Here is a 15,975-nt window from a genome sequence, read left to right on the forward strand (position 1 = left end):
CGGACCGGTTTGCCTTTGCGAGAAGGTGAATTTCGTTAGCCGGCTTGCCCCTTTCCATCACTTTCGTTTTCCGATATAGACGGAAAAAACGAAAATGAAGGGTAGCGGATGTTCCTTTCGCCACGCCACGCCGAGATCATCCAGATGGCGAAGGACAACGGCCGGGTGCTGGTCGACGACCTGGCGACACATTTCAGCGTGACGCCGCAGACCATCCGCAAGGACCTCAACGACCTCTGTGACCAGCGGTTGCTGACGCGCATCCATGGCGGGGCGCTGTTCCCGTCCGGCATCGAGAACATGGAATACGAGGCGCGGCGCAAAATCGCTGCCGATGAGAAGGAAGCGATCGGCCGCGCCGCGGCCAGGCTCATTCCCGACAACGCCTCGCTGTTCATCAATATAGGCACCACGACGGAAGCCGTCTCAAAGGCGCTTCTCGACCATAACGGGCTTATGGTCATCACCAATAACATCAACGTTGCCAATAGGATGCGGATCTATCCTTCGATCGAGGTGGTGATCGCCGGCGGCGTTGTGCGCGGCTCCGACGGCGGCGTCGTCGGTGAGGCCGCGGTGGATTTCATTCGCCAGTTCAAAGTCGACTACGCCGTCATCGGCGCCTCGGCCATCGACCATGACGGCGCGCTGCTCGACTTCGACTTTCGCGAAGTGAAAGTGGCGCAGGCCATCATCGCCAATGCGCGTCATGTGATTCTCGTCTCCGACCGGACAAAATTCGAGCGCACGGCGCCGGTTCGCATTGGTCACCTGTCGCAGGTGAACACCTTCATCACCGACCGTTGCGACATTCCTTCGGTGCGCCGGATTTGCGAGGAAACGGAGGTTCGTTTGATCGAGACAGCGCTCGGATAGAGTCTCTTCACGGACATCTCACGCATCTGTGATATTTCGTTTGACATTCGGATCGAGTTCGAAATAATCCCGCCACGGTTTCGCGAAACACAAAAATGGTGCAATGCGAAATCGTGGAGGAACCCTGTGGACGCATCTCCGATCCATGACATTTTTGTCATAGGCGGCGGCATCAATGGCTGCGGCATCGCCCGCGACGCCGTTGGCCGCGGATTTTCCGTATACCTCGCCGAGATGAACGATCTCGCCAGCGGGACTTCCTCCGGCTCGACCAAACTGATCCATGGCGGGTTGCGCTATCTCGAGTTCTACGAATTCCGGCTGGTGCGCGAAGCGCTGATGGAGCGCGAGGTTCTGTGGAAGAACGCGCCGCATATCATCTGGCCGATGCGCTTCGTGCTGCCCTACGCCAAGGGCCTGCGTCCGGCCTGGCTGATCCGGCTCGGCCTTTTCCTTTACGACCATATCGGCGGGCGCAAGCTGCTGCCGGCGACCAAGACGCTGGACATGGCCACCGATCCGGCCGGCAAGCCGCTGAAGCCGCTGTTCCGCAAGGCGTTCGAATATTCGGACGGCTGGGTCAACGATGCCCGCCTGGTGGCGCTCAATGCCCGCGACGCGGCCGACCGCGGCGCCGTCATCCGCACTCGCACCAAGGTGGTCAGCGCGCGCCGCGAGAGCGCGCTGTGGACGATCAAGATCCAGAACGTGCTGACCGGCGAGACCGAGGAAGTCCGCGCCCGTCTTCTCGTCAACGCCGCCGGGCCCTGGGTGGATCAGGTGCTGGCAAAATCGGTCGGCCAGAACGATGTGCACAATGTTCGGCTGGTGCAGGGCAGCCACATCGTCATCGGCAAGAAGTTCAACGATCCGCGCGCCTATTTCTTTCAGAACAAGGACGGGCGCATCATCTTCGCCATTCCTTACGAGGAAGAGTTCACGCTGATCGGCACCACCGACCGCGACTTTCCGGGCGATCCGCATGAGGTGAAGATCAGCGATGCCGAGATCGACTATCTTTGCGCCGCCGCGAGCGAATATTTCGCCCAGCCGGTCAAGCGTTCGGACATCGTCTGGACCTATTCGGCGGTGCGCCCGCTTTATGACGACGGCGCCTCGAAGGCGCAGGAGGCGACGCGCGACTATGTGCTGAAGGCCGATGGCGGGGAGGGTGCTGCCCCCTTGCTCAACGCCTTCGGCGGCAAGATTACCACGTTCCGCCGGCTGGCGGAATCGATGCTGGAGAAGATCGAAGGCTTTCTCGGCAAGCGCGGCAAGCCATGGACCGCCAACGCGCCGCTGCCCGGCGGCGATTTTCCGGCGACCGGGTTCGACGCGCAGGTATCGAGGCTCAAGAACGCCTATCCGTTCCTCGACCAACGGCTGGCACGCAGGTTGACCCGGCTTTACGGCACGCGCGCGGAGAAGCTGCTTGGCCTCGCCAAGTCGAATGCCGATCTCGGCCGCAATTTCGGTGCCGACCTCTACGAAGCCGAGGTGCGCTACCTGGTCGAGAACGAGTGGGCGATCACCGCCGAGGACGTGCTGTGGCGCAGGACCAAACGCGGCCTGCATTTCAGCCGCGAGCAGACGGCGGCATTGGAAGAATTCATGCGCGGGTTGAGCAGCCGCCATGTCGCCGCGGCGGAATGAGGATCGAGCGCTGATGCGCAAGGCCTGGGAGGAGGCGTGATGCTGGAACTGAGGAACGTGACGAAGACGGTCGGCGCGCAGGAGCATATCCGCGACGTGTCGCTGACGCTTCAGCACGGCTCGCTGAATGTCCTGCTCGGGCCGACGCTTTCCGGCAAGACCAGCCTGATGCGGCTGATGGCCGGGCTCGACGCGCCAACTTCCGGCTCGGTGTGGTTCGACGGCAAGGACGTCACCGGACAGCCGGTGCAGAAGCGCAACGTCGCCATGGTCTACCAGCAATTCATCAACTATCCGGCGATGACGGTGTACGAGAACATCGCCTCGCCGCTTCGGGTTGCCGGCATCGAACAGGCCAGGATCGACAAGGAGGTCCGCAACGCTGCGGCACTTCTCAAACTCACGCCCTATCTCGACCGCACGCCGCTCAACCTCTCGGGCGGCCAGCAGCAGCGCACGGCGCTCGCCCGCGCCATCGTCAAGAACGCCAGCCTGGTGCTGCTCGACGAGCCGCTCGCCAATCTCGACTACAAGCTGCGCGAGGAATTGCGCGCCGAACTGCCGAAGATTTTCGCCGCGGCGGGCACCATCTTCGTCTATGCCACGACCGAGCCGCACGAGGCGCTTTTGCTCGGCGGCAACACGGCAACGCTTTCGGAAGGTCGCGTCACGCAGTTCGGCCCAACCGTCGAGGTGTTCCGCAAGCCGGTCGACCTGGTGACGGCGCGGACCTTCGCCGACCCTCCGCTCAACACCATTGTGCTCGCCAAGAAGGGATTGGACTTCCTTCTCGAAGGAGGCGTGAAGCTGCCGGTGCCGCCCGAACTGCTCGGCATTCCGGATGCCAGCTACACGATCGGCTTCCAGCCGCACCATTTGTCGCTGGAGCGTCCCAACCCCGGCGCCGTGCCGGTGCGGGCCAAGGTTACCATCACCGAGATCACCGGCTCGGAAAGCTTCGTCCATCTCGACTTCGCCGACGCGCGCTGGGTGATGCTCGCGCACGGCATCCTCGATTTCGAGACCGACGACGAGGTCGAGGTGTTCATCGACCCGCGCCACATCATGGTCTTCGACCAGAACGGCCGCGCGGTGACTGCGTCGAAGCTGGCGGCCTGAGGAGGAAGCGATGGCACGCATCGACGTCAACCACATCCGCCACTCCTACCTGACCAATCCAAAGAAGGATTCGGATTTCGCGCTGAAGGAGGTGCATCACACCTTCGAGGACGGCGGCGCCTATGCGCTGCTCGGGCCGTCCGGCTGCGGCAAGACCACCTTGCTCAACATCATTTCGGGGCTGCTCCATCCCTCGCACGGCCAGCTTCTGTTCAACGGCCGGAACGTGACCAATCTGTCGACGCAAGAGCGCAATATCGCCCAGGTGTTCCAATTCCCGGTCATCTACGACACCATGACCGTCTACGACAATCTGGCCTTTCCGCTGCGCAACCGCCGCGTGCCGGAGGCCGATGTCGACCGCAAGGTGCGCGAGACGCTCGACATGATCGATCTCGCCTCGATGGCGCACCGGAAGGCGCGCCGGCTGACCGCCGACCAGAAGCAGAAGATCTCGCTCGGTCGAGGACTGGTGCGCTCGGACGTCAATGCCATCCTGTTCGACGAGCCGCTCACCGTCATCGATCCGCATATGAAATGGGTGCTGCGTTCGCAGCTGAAGCAGCTGCATCGCCGGTTTGGTTACACCATGGTCTATGTCACGCACGACCAGACCGAAGCGCTGACTTTCGCCGACCGCGTCGTGGTCATGTATGACGGCGAGATCGTGCAGATCGGCACGCCGGCCGAGCTGTTCGAGCGGCCGCGCCACACCTTCGTCGGCTATTTCATCGGTTCGCCGGGCATGAATGTGCTTCCGGTTGCGCTCGAAGGCAGGACGGCTTTGCTCGGCTCGCAGCGCATCGAACTGCCGGGCGCACCCAAGGCCGAAGCCGGTCCCGTCGAGCTCGGCATCCGTCCCGAATATGTCCGGCTCGGCCGCGAAGGCATGGCGGTGTCAGTCAGCAAGGTCGAGGATGTTGGCCGCCATAAGGTGGTTCGCGCCAATCTCGAGGGCAAAGAGATCGCCGCCGTCATCGGAGAGGACGATGAGGTGCCGACCGAACCCAGGGTCCGCTTCGATCCGGCCGGCATCAACATCTATGCCGATTCATGGCGCGTCGAGATGGGGGCGTAGATGGAAAAGACCTGGAACAACAAAGCCTGGTTCCTCGTCCTGCCGGTGTTGGTGCTGGTGGCCTTCTCGGCCGTCATTCCGCTGATGACCGTCGTCAACTATTCGGTGCAGGACACGTTCGGCAACAACGTCTTCTTCTGGGCCGGCACCGAGTGGTTCGAGGAGTTGCTGGCGTCCGACCGCTTCTGGGAAGCGATGGCGCGCAACCTGATCTTCTCCTTCATCATCCTGGCGATCGAGGTGCCGCTCGGCATCTTCATCGCGCTCAACATGCCGAAGAAGGGATGGGGCGTGCCGGTCTGCCTGGTGCTGATGGCGCTGCCGCTGCTCATCCCATGGAACGTTGTCGGCACGATCTGGCAGGTGTTCGGCCGCAACGACATTGGCCTGCTCGGCTACTACGTCAACGCATTCGGCATCGACTACAACTATGTCCAGGATCCGATCGACGCGTGGGTCACCGTCATCATCATGGACGTGTGGCACTGGACGAGCCTGGTCGTGCTGCTCTGCTATGCCGGCCTGGTTTCGATCCCGGACGCCTTCTACCAGGCGGCCAAGATCGACGGCGCCTCGCGCTGGGCGGTGTTCCGCTACATCCAGCTGCCGAAGATGCAGCGCGTGCTGCTGATCGCGGTGCTGCTGCGCTTCATGGACTCCTTCATGATCTATACCGAGCCCTTCGTCGTCACCGGCGGCGGTCCCGGCAATTCGACCACCTTCCTGTCGATCGACCTCGTCAAGATGGCGCTCGGTCAGTTCGATCTCGGTCCGGCGGCGGCCATGTCGCTGGTCTATTTCCTGATCATCCTGTTGTTGTCGTGGGTGTTCTACACCGTGATGACCAACTACGACGCGGAGCGCTGAGATGGCGAGCGCAAACGAGACGACACGCGTAAGCGAAGCGGCGGTCACCGAGGTAGGCAGCACCCTTTCGCAGGACGAGGTGGCGAAGCTGATGCGGCGCCGGGGCGAGGAATCGCGCTGGTGGTGGATTGTGCCGACGCTCTACATCGTCGTGCTGCTGCTGCCGATCTACTGGCTCATTAACATGAGCTTCAAGACCAATGCGGAGATCGTGTCGTCGCTGACGTTGTTCCCGCACAATCCGACGCTGGCAAATTACCGCACCATCTTCACCGATGCGTCCTGGTATTCGGGCTACATCAATTCGATCACCTATGTGGTGATGAACATGGTGATCTCGGTGGCCGTGGCGCTGCCCGCGGCCTATGCCTTCTCGCGCTACCGCTTCCTCGGCGACAAGCACCTGTTCTTCTGGCTGTTGACGAACCGCATGGCGCCGCCGGCGGTGTTCGCCCTGCCGTTCTTCCAGCTCTATTCGGCCTTCGGCCTGATCGACACGCATATCGCGGTGGCGCTGGCGCACTGTCTGTTCAACGTGCCGCTGGCGGTGTGGATCCTGGAAGGCTTCATGTCCGGGGTGCCGAAGGAGATCGACGAGACCGCCTATATCGACGGCTATTCCTTCCCGCGCTTCTTCGTAAAGATCTTCATGCCGCTGATCGCGAGCGGCATCGGTGTCGCCTGCTTCTTCTGCTTCATGTTCTCTTGGGTGGAGCTTTTGATCGCCCGCACGCTGACGACGACCGATGCCAAGCCGATCGCGGCCACCATGACCCGCACCGTCTCGGCCGCCGGCATGGACTGGGGGCTGCTCGCCGCAGCCGGCGTGCTGACGCTGATCCCCGGCGCGCTGGTGATCTGGTTTGTGCGCAACTATATCGCCAAGGGCTTCGCCCTGGGGAGGGTGTGATCGATGAACCTCGACTTCTCCTGGATGGCGTGGACGTTGCCGACGGCGGCTTTCTTCGCAACGGTATTGCTGCTGCTGGTCGGCATGGCGGCCTGGGAATATGCCTCGCCGGGCGGCTATCCGCGCGTCGGTATCCTGCGCTTCGAAACGACGCGCGGCGACCGCCTCTTCCTGTCGCTGCTCGGCAGCGCCTTTATCCATCTCGCTTGGCTGGGTCTCGTTGGACCCAACCTGTGGTGGGCTCTCGCTCTCTCCGTGGTCTACGCGATCGGCGTATTCCGATACGTATAGAGGGGGAAATAGTTGGAGCGGCCGCGTGCCGGCGGCCGCTCCAGATCGCACTTGCAACCTAAGACTGGAGGAAACACATGCGACGGCAAATTTTTACATCAACGACAGCCATTGCACTATTGCTGGGCGTAGGTAACGCCTATGCCGGTATGGACGAGGCAAAAGCCTTTCTCGACAAGGAGATAGGTGATCTGTCGACGCTTTCGCGCGCCGATCAGGAAAAGGAAATGCAGTGGTTCATCGACGCAGCCAAGCCGTTTGCCGGCATGGACATCAAGGTCGTGTCGGAAACCATCGCCACCCATTCCTATGAATCGCAGGTGCTGGCGCCGGCCTTCTCGGCCATCACCGGCATCAAGGTCACCCACGACACGATCCAGGAAGGTGACGTCGTCGAGAAGATCCAGACCCAGATGCAGACCGGTCAGAACCTCTATGACGGCTGGGTCAACGATTCCGACCTGATCGGCACGCACTGGCGCTACCAGCAGGTGCGCAACCTGACCGACTGGATGGAAGGCGACGGCAAGGACGTCACCAATCCGAATCTCGACCTGAAGGACTTCATCGGCACCTCGTTCACGACGGCGCCCGACAAGAAGCTCTATCAGCTGCCGGACCAGCAGTTCGCGAACCTCTACTGGTTCCGCTACGACTGGTTCAACGACGAGAAGAACAAGGCCGACTTCAAGGCCAAGTACGGCTACGACCTCGGCGTTCCCGTCAACTGGTCGGCCTATGAGGACATCGCCGCGTTCTTCACCGGCCGCGAGATCGACGGCAAGAAGGTCTACGGCCACATGGACTACGGCAAGAAGGACCCGTCGCTCGGCTGGCGGTTCACCGACGCCTGGCTGTCCATGGCCGGCAACGGCGACAAGGGCATTCCGAACGGCCTGCCGGTGGACGAATGGGGGATCAAGGTCGACGAGAATTCGCGGCCCGTGGGCTCCTGCACCGCGCGCGGCGGCGACACGAATGGTCCGGCTGCCGTCTACTCGATCCAGAAATACCTCGACTGGCTGAAGGCCTACGCTCCGGCCGAAGCGCAGGGCATGACCTTCTCCGAATCCGGCCCGGTTCCGGCGCAGGGTGGGGTGGCCCAGCAGATCTTCTGGTACACCGCTTTCACCGCCTCGATGGTCGACGCCAGCGCCAAGGCGGTGCTGAACGACGACGGCACGCCGAAGTGGCGCATGGCGCCGTCGCCGCATGGTGTCTACTGGAAGGACGGCATGAAGCTCGGCTACCAGGACGTGGGTTCCTGGACGTTGATGAAGTCGACGCCGACCGACCGCGCCAAGGCCGCCTGGCTTTACGCCCAGTTCGTCACCTCGAAGACCGTCGACGTGAAGAAGAGCCATGTCGGCTTGACCTTCATCCGCGAGAGCACGATCCACGACAAGAGCTTCACCGAGCGCGCTCCGAAGCTCGGCGGCCTGATCGAGTTCTACCGCTCGCCGGCCCGCGTCCAGTGGTCGCCGACCGGCACCAACGTGCCTGACTATCCGAAGCTCGCTCAGCTCTGGTGGCAGGCGATCGGCGATGCGTCGTCGGGCGCCAAGACCGCGCAGGAAGCGATGGACTCGCTTTGCGCCGAGCAGGAAAAGGTCATGAGCCGCATCGAAAAGTCGGGCGTCCAGGGCGATATCGGCCCGAAGATGGCCGAAGAGCATGATCTCGAATACTGGAACAAGGACGCGGTCTCGAAGGGCAACCTTGCGCCGCAGTTGAAGATCGAGAACGAAAAGGAAAAGCCGATCACCATCAACTACGACGAGTTGGTGAAGAGCTGGCAGCAGCAGTAACTGCATGACGCAGGCCCGCGAGCCTGTGTAGGAAATGCAGGGGAGGCGGCTTGGCCGTCTCCCCTGTTGCATGAGAAGTGGAGGGACGGAATGAGCGGTTTTGTGCTGGCCATCGACCAGGGAACGACCTCGACCAGGGCGATCGTCTTCGACAGCGAAATGAAAGTCGCCGGCACGGGCCAGCAGGAATTCACGCAGCATTATCCGGCTTCCGGCTGGGTCGAGCATGATCCGGAAGACATTTGGGCAAGCGTGTTCGCGACAGTGAAGGCGGCGCTGAAGGCTGCCGGTTGCGCAGCATCGGATATGGCCGCGATCGGCATCACCAACCAGCGCGAGACGGTGGTCATCTGGGACAAGGCGACGGGAAAACCGATCCACAACGCGATTGTGTGGCAGGACAGACGAACCGCGCCGCTTTGCCAGAAGCTCAAGAAGCAAGGGCTGGAGAAGACGTTCACGAAAAAGACCGGGCTGCTGCTCGATCCCTATTTCTCCGGCACCAAGATCGCCTGGATGCTGGACAAGGTGAAGGGCGCGAGAAAGCGCGCCGAGAAAGGCGAATTGCTCGCCGGCACGATCGACAGTTTTCTCATCTGGCGCCTGACCGGCGGCAAGGTACACGCCACCGATGCCACCAACGCCTCGCGCACGCTGGTCTACAACATCGAGAAGAATGTCTGGGACGACGAGCTGCTGTCCATCCTGAACATACCGGCCGCGGTCCTGCCGCAGGTGAAGGACTGCGCCGATGATTTCGGTGTCACAGAAAAGAGCCTTTTCGGCGCCGAGATGAGGATTCTCGGGGTCGCCGGCGACCAGCACGCAGCGACCATCGGCCAGGCCTGTTTCGAGCCGGGCATGATGAAGTCCACCTACGGCACCGGCTGCTTCGCGCTGCTGAACACCGGCGCCGATCTGGTGCGCTCGAAGAACCGGCTCTTGACCACCATCGCCTATCGGTTGAACGGCAAGACCACCTATGCGCTGGAGGGCTCGATCTTCATTGCGGGTGCCGCCGTGCAATGGCTGCGCGACGGCATCAAGGTGATCGGCAAGGCCGAGCAGAGCGGTGCGCTCGCCGGGACCGCCGATCCGGCGCAACAAGTCTATCTGGTGCCGGCCTTTGTCGGCCTCGGCGCGCCGCACTGGGACGCGGATGCCCGCGGCGCGATCTTCGGCCTGACGCGCAATTCGGGCCCGGCCGAGTTCGCGCGCGCGGCGCTCGAATCCGTCGCCTTCCAGACGCGCGACCTGCTCGACGCCATGCGCAAGGATTGGAAGGGCGCTTCCGCCAAGACCGTCCTGCGGGTCGACGGCGGCATGGTCGCATCGGATTGGACCATGCAGAGGTTGGCCGACATCCTCGACGCGCCGGTCGATCGGCCGACCATCCTGGAAACGACCGCGCTGGGTGCCGCCTGGCTCGCCGGATCCAAAGCCGGCGTGTGGCCGAAGGCGAAGGAGTTTGCCAAGACCTGGGCTCTCGATAAGCGCTTCAAGCCGGATATGGACGCCGCCACCCGTTCCGCCAAGCTGAGTGGCTGGCGCGACGCAGTGCGCAGGACGCTGAGCGTGCAATGAGGCGCGCGGGAGACACGGCAAGGCGAGGGGGCATGAAGCATCCGGATTGGTATCCCGCATGGCGTGACGAGGCTTTCGATCAGTTGAACGCCAAGAACCATCGTTTGGAGGATGAATTCCGCCTCGGCAGCTGGCAGCGCTACGACTATGACTTAACGACCGGAAAACTGCTTTTTTCGGCAGATGGCGTCGTCAAGGTGGTCGCCCGCATACAGATTGCCGGCTCTACAAGCGCCAAGGCGGACAACTGGCTCTGGGCTTGGGCAAATTCAAATTTGCCGGGCGACCTTCTCAGCGACGCCAAACTGGCTCGGTCATTCGGCGAGGAGAAGGGCATAGACGAACTGGCGCAGGCTTATGTGCTCGACGTGGCCGATGACCTCGAAGCGCTTGGTTGGGGACTGACCGGTGCCATGGTTCGGATTTGCAACGCGCTCGGAGCCTATCGCTCACCGCGAGGGGAAGGCGGGGGCCTTTACCTGATATTGAAAAGCGTCAACTGGGCCAGCTGAATGAACAGAGAGCCCGTGCCTTGCGGCACGGGCTCGGTCAACGACCCTGGATACTGACTGGAGGCTGTCAGTAGGGCGAAACGCACTGCTGACGCGGGCCGTTGTAGGGCTGGAAAGTGTTGTCCGAGGCGCGATAAGACCGATAACGGTCATAGCACCACTGCACATGCGCATCGCCGCCACGATAGACGCGGTTCTGGCTGTTGATGATGGCGCCGGTAATCAGCGCGCCGGTGGCGAAGGCAGCGAGCGGGAACCAATAATCGCCATGCCGGCGATAGCCGCGGCGGTATTCACGGTAGCCGCGATGGCCGTTCCAGTAGACGACGCCGTCCCGACGCGAGAAATCGCGGTTGAAGCTGCGGTGTCGTCTCCAATCCCGATACTGCACGGTCTGGACATCCGACCAGAGGCCCTGGGATTGTGGAACATAAGCTGGCTGAGCGTTGACCGGCACCATCTCCGCCGCGATGAACGACGCCGAGAGGGCGGCTGCCATCAGGCCTGATGCGATCCTTTTCATCGATGTACTCCTCGAGGGTTGGTAATCGTCCCTGTGTTGCGAAACGGGTCTCGGTTGCAATGGTTCCCGCTTCTCCATCAACGTGTTGTTATCGAAGGGCTTTCTGAAGCGGCCCGGGTCCGGGTGATCGGCGGAGGCACCGAAAGCTTCTCCCGGCCACCTTAAGCGCTCCCTTGGAATCCGTTCAAAAAATCCGCCTTGGAAGCCGGTGTTTTTCCGGTTGACCGGTCGCGGCACTCTCCCTATGTTCCGCGCAATTTCGAGGGCGGCGTTTTGAGCCCGCGGGAGCGCGTAGCTCAGCCGGTAGAGCAACTGACTTTTAATCAGTAGGTCATGGGTTCGAATCCCATCGCGCTCACCAAATATCCGGGCCATTTCAAAGAGATAAGGTTTCGGCTGCGAAACGGGAGACCGCTTTTCACGCCCCGGCTTAGCTGAGGCTAACTGATTGGCAACGAAAAAGCCCGGCAGCCGAAGCGACCCGACCCGGTGGCATTTGGTCTTCCTGTCTCGTCTTGGGACGGGAATGCTTGGCATCGGCTTTGCACCGCAGACATGGCCGGCTTGATCCCCGGCAGCTCGTCGGGCTTGAAGGCCGTTGTTGGGGGCCTCGCCCGGCGAGTTCTTCCCAAAGCGTTTCGCTTCGATGCCAGCTCGCGTTAAGTTGAGGGCATCCTTGGCGCAGCATACTGCCTAGGTCGCTCAACAGCCTCCGTGAGTTCTGACTGTCAGGTTCCGCAAGATCGCTTGCGGGGAGTCACTCATGCTCGGCATGCGGCTTGCGCGGGCAGGACGGTTGCGCGATGCTGCCGTTGGGGAGTGGTGTCGCAATATCGATTCTGTGGAATCACCACTATGTTCGTTGACTACTATGAGCTGCTCGAGATCAGCCCAAACGCGAATTCGGAAACGATCGAGCGGATATTTCGTTACTTTGCCATGCGCTACCATCCCGACAATCGGGATACCGGCAATGAGTCACGCTTCTCGGAAATCGTAGAAGCCCACAATACGCTCAAAGATCCAGTCAAACGCGCCCAATACGATGTCCAGTATAGAGACCATTTGAGCGTTCGCCGCGAGCTCGCCGAAGAAGCCAGCGATGCCAAAGGGCTTGAACGGGACGTTGTCATCCAGGCCAAGCTGCTGTCGCTTCTCTATGTAAAACGTCGACAGGACGTCAACAATCCCGGCATTGGCGATGAAGAGCTCGAACGCTTGTCAGGCTGCCCGCGAGAACATCTGGAATTTCATCTTTGGTATCTGAAGGCAAAGAGCTGGATAGCAAGGATCGAAAACGGGATGTTCGCGATCACCGTAGACGGCATCGATCGCGCCAATTCCGAGCATCGCCGTGAAACCGTCGTAACCAGGCTGCTGGATCATGCAACTTGACGGTGCCCTCTGATACTGCCGGCTGATCGGTTGCTTTTACATCCGCGATTGCTTGTGTTCGAATTCCGCCGGGGCCATGGTTGGCCGACGAGGAGGATCGATCCGGTGTGGCCGGCCGCGCCATACCTGGTTCCATGCAACCGGGCAGGTAGCATCAGGATCCCGGCCCAAGGGGAGGATACATTGCCCGAGAAGAAGGTGATCGCCGTCAAAGACTGGACTTGCGCCATGAGCGACGAACTCGGCCGCGTGGCCCTGACCGTCAATCCGACAGACGGTGAGCCGATCCTGGTCTTGCTGACGATCTTTCAGGCGGCAAAGATGGGGCGCGAGCTGCAGTCGCCGAAACGCGTTCAGTTTTCCATCTAACTGGGGATCGAGACGTCGGCAAAGGCTGGAGCGGCACCCCAACCTTGTCGCCAGGCGGGGTGGCGGCTAAGGTCGATCCTTCCCGAAGGAGAGCTCGACCATGGCACTTGACCTTTCGGTGGATGCTTCAGCCGCTAAAGCGGCGACGCTGCCTGGCAAATATCTGTTTGGCCCGGTCGCCGATTTCCTCATGCTCGGCGGCAGCGCGTTTCTGATCCTGCCCATCCTGTTCCTGGTGCCGCTCGAATATGAAGGCCTCGTCGCTGCAACCATGGTCGTCGTGGCATATCTGGTCAACTACCCCCACTTCGCCCACTCGTACCAGATTTTCTATCGCAATTTCGGGCGCAAGGTGAGGGGCAACGGATACGAGAAGAGCCTGCAGCTTCGCTACATTTTCGCGGGCATCGTCGTCCCCCTGATCATGGCCGCGTTCTTTGCATATGGCGCGGCAAGGGCAGACACTCAGTTGCTGGGATACGCAGCCAACGCCATGTTCTTCTTCGTCGGTTGGCACTACGTCAAGCAAGGCTACGGCATGCTGATGGTCGACGCCGTCCTGAAGCGTAAATTCTTCGACAATCGTGACAAGAAGGTGCTGCTGGTCAACAGCTATGTCGTGTGGATCCTGGCATGGCTCCAGACGAACACGGCGGTGACCCAAGGGAGATATTACGGCCTGGAATATTACACATTCGCGGTCCCTTCCTGGATAACCAACATTGCCCTGCTAGCGGCCGTCGCCTCGACGGCGGCCACGGTTCTGATGCTGATCAACCGCTGGCACAGAAATGGTCATGCGCTGCCGTATAACGGCATCGTAGCCTATGTCGCGTCGCTCTATCTGTGGATCCTGATTGCGAGGATAAACCCGCTCTGGCTGCTAGTGGTGCCGGCGCTCCACTCGCTGCAGTATCTGGCCGTGGTCTGGCGCTACCAGACGAACGTCGAGCGCGACGTCGCGGATGCCGCACAAAATCCGCAACCGAAGGTACTGTCCTTTCTCGGACCTCTCTACAGGCTTAGGGTTCTGGGATTCATCGTCGGGGGTGGTGCGCTCGGATATCTCGGCTTCTGGCTTATGCCGATGGCGATGACCGCCTTGATCCCCTACGACAAGCAAGTCCTCGGGTCCTCGCTGTTCTTCTTCATCGTGCTGATCTTCATCAACGTGCACCACTATTTTCTGGACAACGTGATGTGGCGCCGCGGCAATCCTGAAGTGTCCAAATATTTGTTCCGCTAACGCTGAAGCCGCAGGTCGGAGCAGCCGGGTTCACGCCACGAGCGACACATTCCCGCCGGCATGGCGCTCGAGGCGTCCGGCGAGGTCGAGCTCCAAGAGCACCATGGCGATCTGCGCGGCGCTCAGGCCTGTGTGGCGGATGATCTCGTCGACCGCGATCGGCGTCGGGCCGAGCGCTTCCAGCACGTCGGCGCGTTCGTCTTCGCCGGGCGGCGGCATTGCCGACAAGTCGGGCGCCTCGGCGAGCGGCATGGTCCTTGGCGGGCGAGTGCCAGCCAGCGGTGCCAGCGCGCCCAGAATGTCGGCCGCTTCGGTGACGAGCGTGGCGCCGTCCTTGAGCAGCGCATTGCTGCCGGCGGCACGCGGGTCGAGCGGCGAGCCCGGAACCGCGAAGACCAGTCGGCCCATCTCGCCGGCCAGCCTGGCGCTGATCAGCGAACCCGAGCGCTGTGCGGCTTCGACTACGACGAGCCCGAGCGCAATGCCGGCGACGAGGCGGTTGCGGCGCGGGAAATCCTGCGCTCGCGGCTGCCAGCCGAAGGGCATTTCCGAAACGATGGCGCCGCCGCGCTCGGCGATGTCGTCGCACAGACCGGCATTTTCCGGCGGGTAGGGCACATCGAGGCCGCCGGCCAGCACTCCGACCGTGCCGGTCGAAAGGCTCCCCTGATGCGCCGCGGTGTCGATGCCGCGTGCGAGGCCGGAGACGATGGCGTAGCCCTCGCGACCGAGGTCGCTCGCCAGCATGCGCGCCATCTTGATGCCGGCGAGCGAGGCGTTGCGGGCGCCGACGATCGCCACCGCAGGGAGACGGAACACCGCGCCTTCACCCTTCACCGCCAACAGCGGCGGCGGGTTGTCCAGGGTCTTCAGCAAAGCGGGATAGTCTGCTTCGCCGATGCCGACGAAGCGGGCGCCGGCGCGCCGGGCCGCTTCCAACTCCGCCTCGGCTTCGCCGGCGGAGGGAATGCGAGCGATGCGGTTGGCGCCGCCCGAGATCATCAGCTCGGGCAGCATTTCGAGCGCGGCTTCGGCCGAGCCGAAGCGGTTGATCAGTTCGCGAAAAGAGGCAGGGCCGACGTTCGGCGTGCGGATCAGGCGAAGCCAGGCAAGCCGCTGCCGCTCGCTGAGGCGCGGGCCGGCGACCGGAGCACTCACCCCTTCGCCCCGATCTTTCCCTCGGTGCCGGCGAGCAGCCGCGAGATGTTGGCGCGGTGCTTGACGAAGACGATCAGGCTCATCAGCGCGAACAGGCCGGCGATCTGAGGCGTGCTGATGAAGTAAAGCGCGATCGGCACGACCACCGTCGCCGCGAGCGCCGCGAGCGAGGAGTAGCGGAACAGGAAGGCCATGGCGAGCCAGACAACGGCGAAGACAACCATGCCCTGCCAGGCAAGCCCGAGCAGCACGCCAAGGTAGGTGGCGACGCCCTTGCCGCCCTTGAATCCTAGCCAGGCCGGAAAGAGATGGCCGAGGAAAGCGCCGAAGCCCGCGAGCAGTCCGAAATCCGGCGAGAAATGTCCGGCGATCAGCACCGCCGCGGTGCCCTTCAGCGCATCGAGCAGCAGCGTCGCAGCGGCGAGCCCCTTGTTGCCGGTGCGCAGCACATTGGTCGCGCCGATGTTGCCTGAACCGATCTGGCGGACATCGCCGAGACCGGCCGCGCGGGTAATCGACAGCCCGAACGGAATCGAGCCGAGCAGGTATCCGAAGATCAGTGCGAGCCCGTAACCCATTGTTCCCC

At 62.2% G+C, this 15,975-nt stretch carries 16 protein-coding genes and 1 tRNA gene; 14 read left to right on the plus strand and 3 right to left on the minus strand.

Annotated elements, in window-relative coordinates:
• Positions 1-108: 108 nt before the first annotated feature.
• From A9K71_RS07260 to A9K71_RS07305, 10 genes are all read left to right on the plus strand, one after another.
• Complete coding sequence (locus A9K71_RS07260; protein ID WP_066992523.1) at positions 109-876, plus strand: DeoR/GlpR family DNA-binding transcription regulator; 768 nt, start codon at positions 109-111, stop codon at positions 874-876.
• 126 nt (positions 877-1,002) lie between these two features.
• Entirely contained in the window at positions 1,003-2,529 is a 1,527-nt protein-coding gene (gene glpD, locus A9K71_RS07265; protein ID WP_066992526.1) for a glycerol-3-phosphate dehydrogenase, read from the plus strand.
• 39 nt (positions 2,530-2,568) lie between these two features.
• Positions 2,569-3,648, plus strand: coding sequence for an ABC transporter ATP-binding protein (locus tag A9K71_RS07270; protein WP_066992528.1), 1,080 nt, complete (start codon positions 2,569-2,571; stop codon positions 3,646-3,648).
• A gap of 10 nt (positions 3,649-3,658) precedes the next feature.
• Complete coding sequence (locus A9K71_RS07275) at positions 3,659-4,726, plus strand: ABC transporter ATP-binding protein (RefSeq protein ID WP_066992531.1); 1,068 nt, start codon at positions 3,659-3,661, stop codon at positions 4,724-4,726.
• Positions 4,727-5,593 carry a sugar ABC transporter permease gene (locus tag A9K71_RS07280; RefSeq protein ID WP_066992534.1) on the plus strand — a complete coding sequence of 289 codons (867 nt, stop codon included), beginning with the start codon at positions 4,727-4,729 and terminating at the stop codon, positions 5,591-5,593. It begins immediately after the preceding gene.
• Between the two features lies 1 nt (position 5,594).
• Positions 5,595-6,503 carry a carbohydrate ABC transporter permease gene (locus tag A9K71_RS07285; RefSeq protein ID WP_066992537.1) on the plus strand — a complete coding sequence of 303 codons (909 nt, stop codon included), beginning with the start codon at positions 5,595-5,597 and terminating at the stop codon, positions 6,501-6,503.
• A 3-nt stretch (positions 6,504-6,506) separates the two neighbouring features.
• Positions 6,507-6,794: a DUF2160 domain-containing protein gene (locus tag A9K71_RS07290; protein ID WP_066992540.1), complete on the plus strand. Its 288-nt coding sequence runs from the start codon at positions 6,507-6,509 to the stop codon at positions 6,792-6,794.
• A 77-nt stretch (positions 6,795-6,871) separates the two neighbouring features.
• Positions 6,872-8,602: an ABC transporter substrate-binding protein gene (locus tag A9K71_RS07295; protein ID WP_066992542.1), complete on the plus strand. Its 1,731-nt coding sequence runs from the start codon at positions 6,872-6,874 to the stop codon at positions 8,600-8,602.
• A 90-nt stretch (positions 8,603-8,692) separates the two neighbouring features.
• Entirely contained in the window at positions 8,693-10,186 is a 1,494-nt protein-coding gene (gene glpK, locus A9K71_RS07300; protein WP_066992545.1) for a glycerol kinase GlpK, read from the plus strand.
• Positions 10,187-10,218: 32 nt separating this feature from the next.
• Complete coding sequence (locus A9K71_RS07305; RefSeq protein ID WP_066992548.1) at positions 10,219-10,698, plus strand: DUF6882 domain-containing protein; 480 nt, start codon at positions 10,219-10,221, stop codon at positions 10,696-10,698.
• Between the two features lie 67 nt (positions 10,699-10,765).
• On the opposite strand, the gene A9K71_RS07310 is transcribed toward A9K71_RS07305, so the two are convergent.
• Positions 10,766-11,221 (minus strand): BA14K family protein, encoded by a 456-nt coding sequence (locus A9K71_RS07310; protein WP_066992550.1) that lies wholly within the window; start codon positions 11,219-11,221, stop codon positions 10,766-10,768.
• A gap of 285 nt (positions 11,222-11,506) precedes the next feature.
• On the opposite strand from A9K71_RS07310, the gene A9K71_RS07315 reads away from it, so the two are divergent.
• The 4 genes from A9K71_RS07315 (at position 11,507) to A9K71_RS07330 (ending at position 14,231) form a co-directional block, all read left to right on the plus strand.
• A tRNA-Lys gene (locus A9K71_RS07315) sits at positions 11,507-11,582 on the plus strand.
• Positions 11,583-12,076: 494 nt separating this feature from the next.
• Positions 12,077-12,616, plus strand: a complete 540-nt coding sequence (locus A9K71_RS07320; protein ID WP_066992553.1) for a J domain-containing protein — start codon at positions 12,077-12,079, stop codon at positions 12,614-12,616.
• A gap of 183 nt (positions 12,617-12,799) precedes the next feature.
• Entirely contained in the window at positions 12,800-12,985 is a 186-nt protein-coding gene (locus tag A9K71_RS07325) for a hypothetical protein (protein ID WP_066992556.1), read from the plus strand.
• A 100-nt stretch (positions 12,986-13,085) separates the two neighbouring features.
• Positions 13,086-14,231: a hypothetical protein gene (locus tag A9K71_RS07330; RefSeq protein WP_066992560.1), complete on the plus strand. Its 1,146-nt coding sequence runs from the start codon at positions 13,086-13,088 to the stop codon at positions 14,229-14,231.
• A gap of 30 nt (positions 14,232-14,261) precedes the next feature.
• Here the strand turns inward: A9K71_RS07330 and dprA are convergent, their stop codons facing one another.
• Both dprA and plsY read right to left on the minus strand, forming a co-directional pair.
• Positions 14,262-15,389, minus strand: a complete 1,128-nt coding sequence (gene dprA / locus A9K71_RS07335) for a DNA-processing protein DprA (RefSeq protein ID WP_066992563.1) — start codon at positions 15,387-15,389, stop codon at positions 14,262-14,264.
• A complete protein-coding gene (plsY, locus tag A9K71_RS07340) occupies positions 15,386-15,967 on the minus strand; it encodes a glycerol-3-phosphate 1-O-acyltransferase PlsY (RefSeq protein WP_066992566.1) in 582 nt (193 codons plus the stop codon). The genes dprA and plsY overlap by 4 nt, the downstream gene beginning before the upstream one ends.
• Positions 15,968-15,975: the final 8 nt, after the last annotated feature.

The organism is Mesorhizobium sp. WSM3873 (assembly GCF_001672445.1).
GTDB lineage: Bacteria > Pseudomonadota > Alphaproteobacteria > Rhizobiales > Rhizobiaceae > Mesorhizobium.

What these genes read in the sequence shown, in the direction of transcription:
- A9K71_RS07280 (WP_066992534.1), top strand. Translation starts at nt 4,727, where the DNA reads ATGGAAAAGACCTGGAACAACAAAGCCTGGTTCCTCGTCCTGCCGGTG.
- A9K71_RS07310 (WP_066992550.1), bottom strand. Translation starts at nt 11,221, where the DNA reads ATGAAAAGGATCGCATCAGGCCTGATGGCAGCCGCCCTCTCGGCGTCG.
- glpK (WP_066992545.1), top strand. Translation starts at nt 8,693, where the DNA reads ATGAGCGGTTTTGTGCTGGCCATCGACCAGGGAACGACCTCGACCAGG.
- A9K71_RS07305 (WP_066992548.1), top strand. Translation starts at nt 10,219, where the DNA reads ATGAAGCATCCGGATTGGTATCCCGCATGGCGTGACGAGGCTTTCGAT.
- A9K71_RS07260 (WP_066992523.1), top strand. Translation starts at nt 109, where the DNA reads ATGTTCCTTTCGCCACGCCACGCCGAGATCATCCAGATGGCGAAGGAC.
- A9K71_RS07295 (WP_066992542.1), top strand. Translation starts at nt 6,872, where the DNA reads ATGCGACGGCAAATTTTTACATCAACGACAGCCATTGCACTATTGCTG.
- plsY (WP_066992566.1), bottom strand. Translation starts at nt 15,967, where the DNA reads ATGGGTTACGGGCTCGCACTGATCTTCGGATACCTGCTCGGCTCGATT.
- A9K71_RS07290 (WP_066992540.1), top strand. Translation starts at nt 6,507, where the DNA reads ATGAACCTCGACTTCTCCTGGATGGCGTGGACGTTGCCGACGGCGGCT.
- A9K71_RS07275 (WP_066992531.1), top strand. Translation starts at nt 3,659, where the DNA reads ATGGCACGCATCGACGTCAACCACATCCGCCACTCCTACCTGACCAAT.
- A9K71_RS07330 (WP_066992560.1), top strand. Translation starts at nt 13,086, where the DNA reads ATGGCACTTGACCTTTCGGTGGATGCTTCAGCCGCTAAAGCGGCGACG.
- A9K71_RS07285 (WP_066992537.1), top strand. Translation starts at nt 5,595, where the DNA reads ATGGCGAGCGCAAACGAGACGACACGCGTAAGCGAAGCGGCGGTCACC.
- A9K71_RS07320 (WP_066992553.1), top strand. Translation starts at nt 12,077, where the DNA reads ATGTTCGTTGACTACTATGAGCTGCTCGAGATCAGCCCAAACGCGAAT.
- A9K71_RS07270 (WP_066992528.1), top strand. Translation starts at nt 2,569, where the DNA reads ATGCTGGAACTGAGGAACGTGACGAAGACGGTCGGCGCGCAGGAGCAT.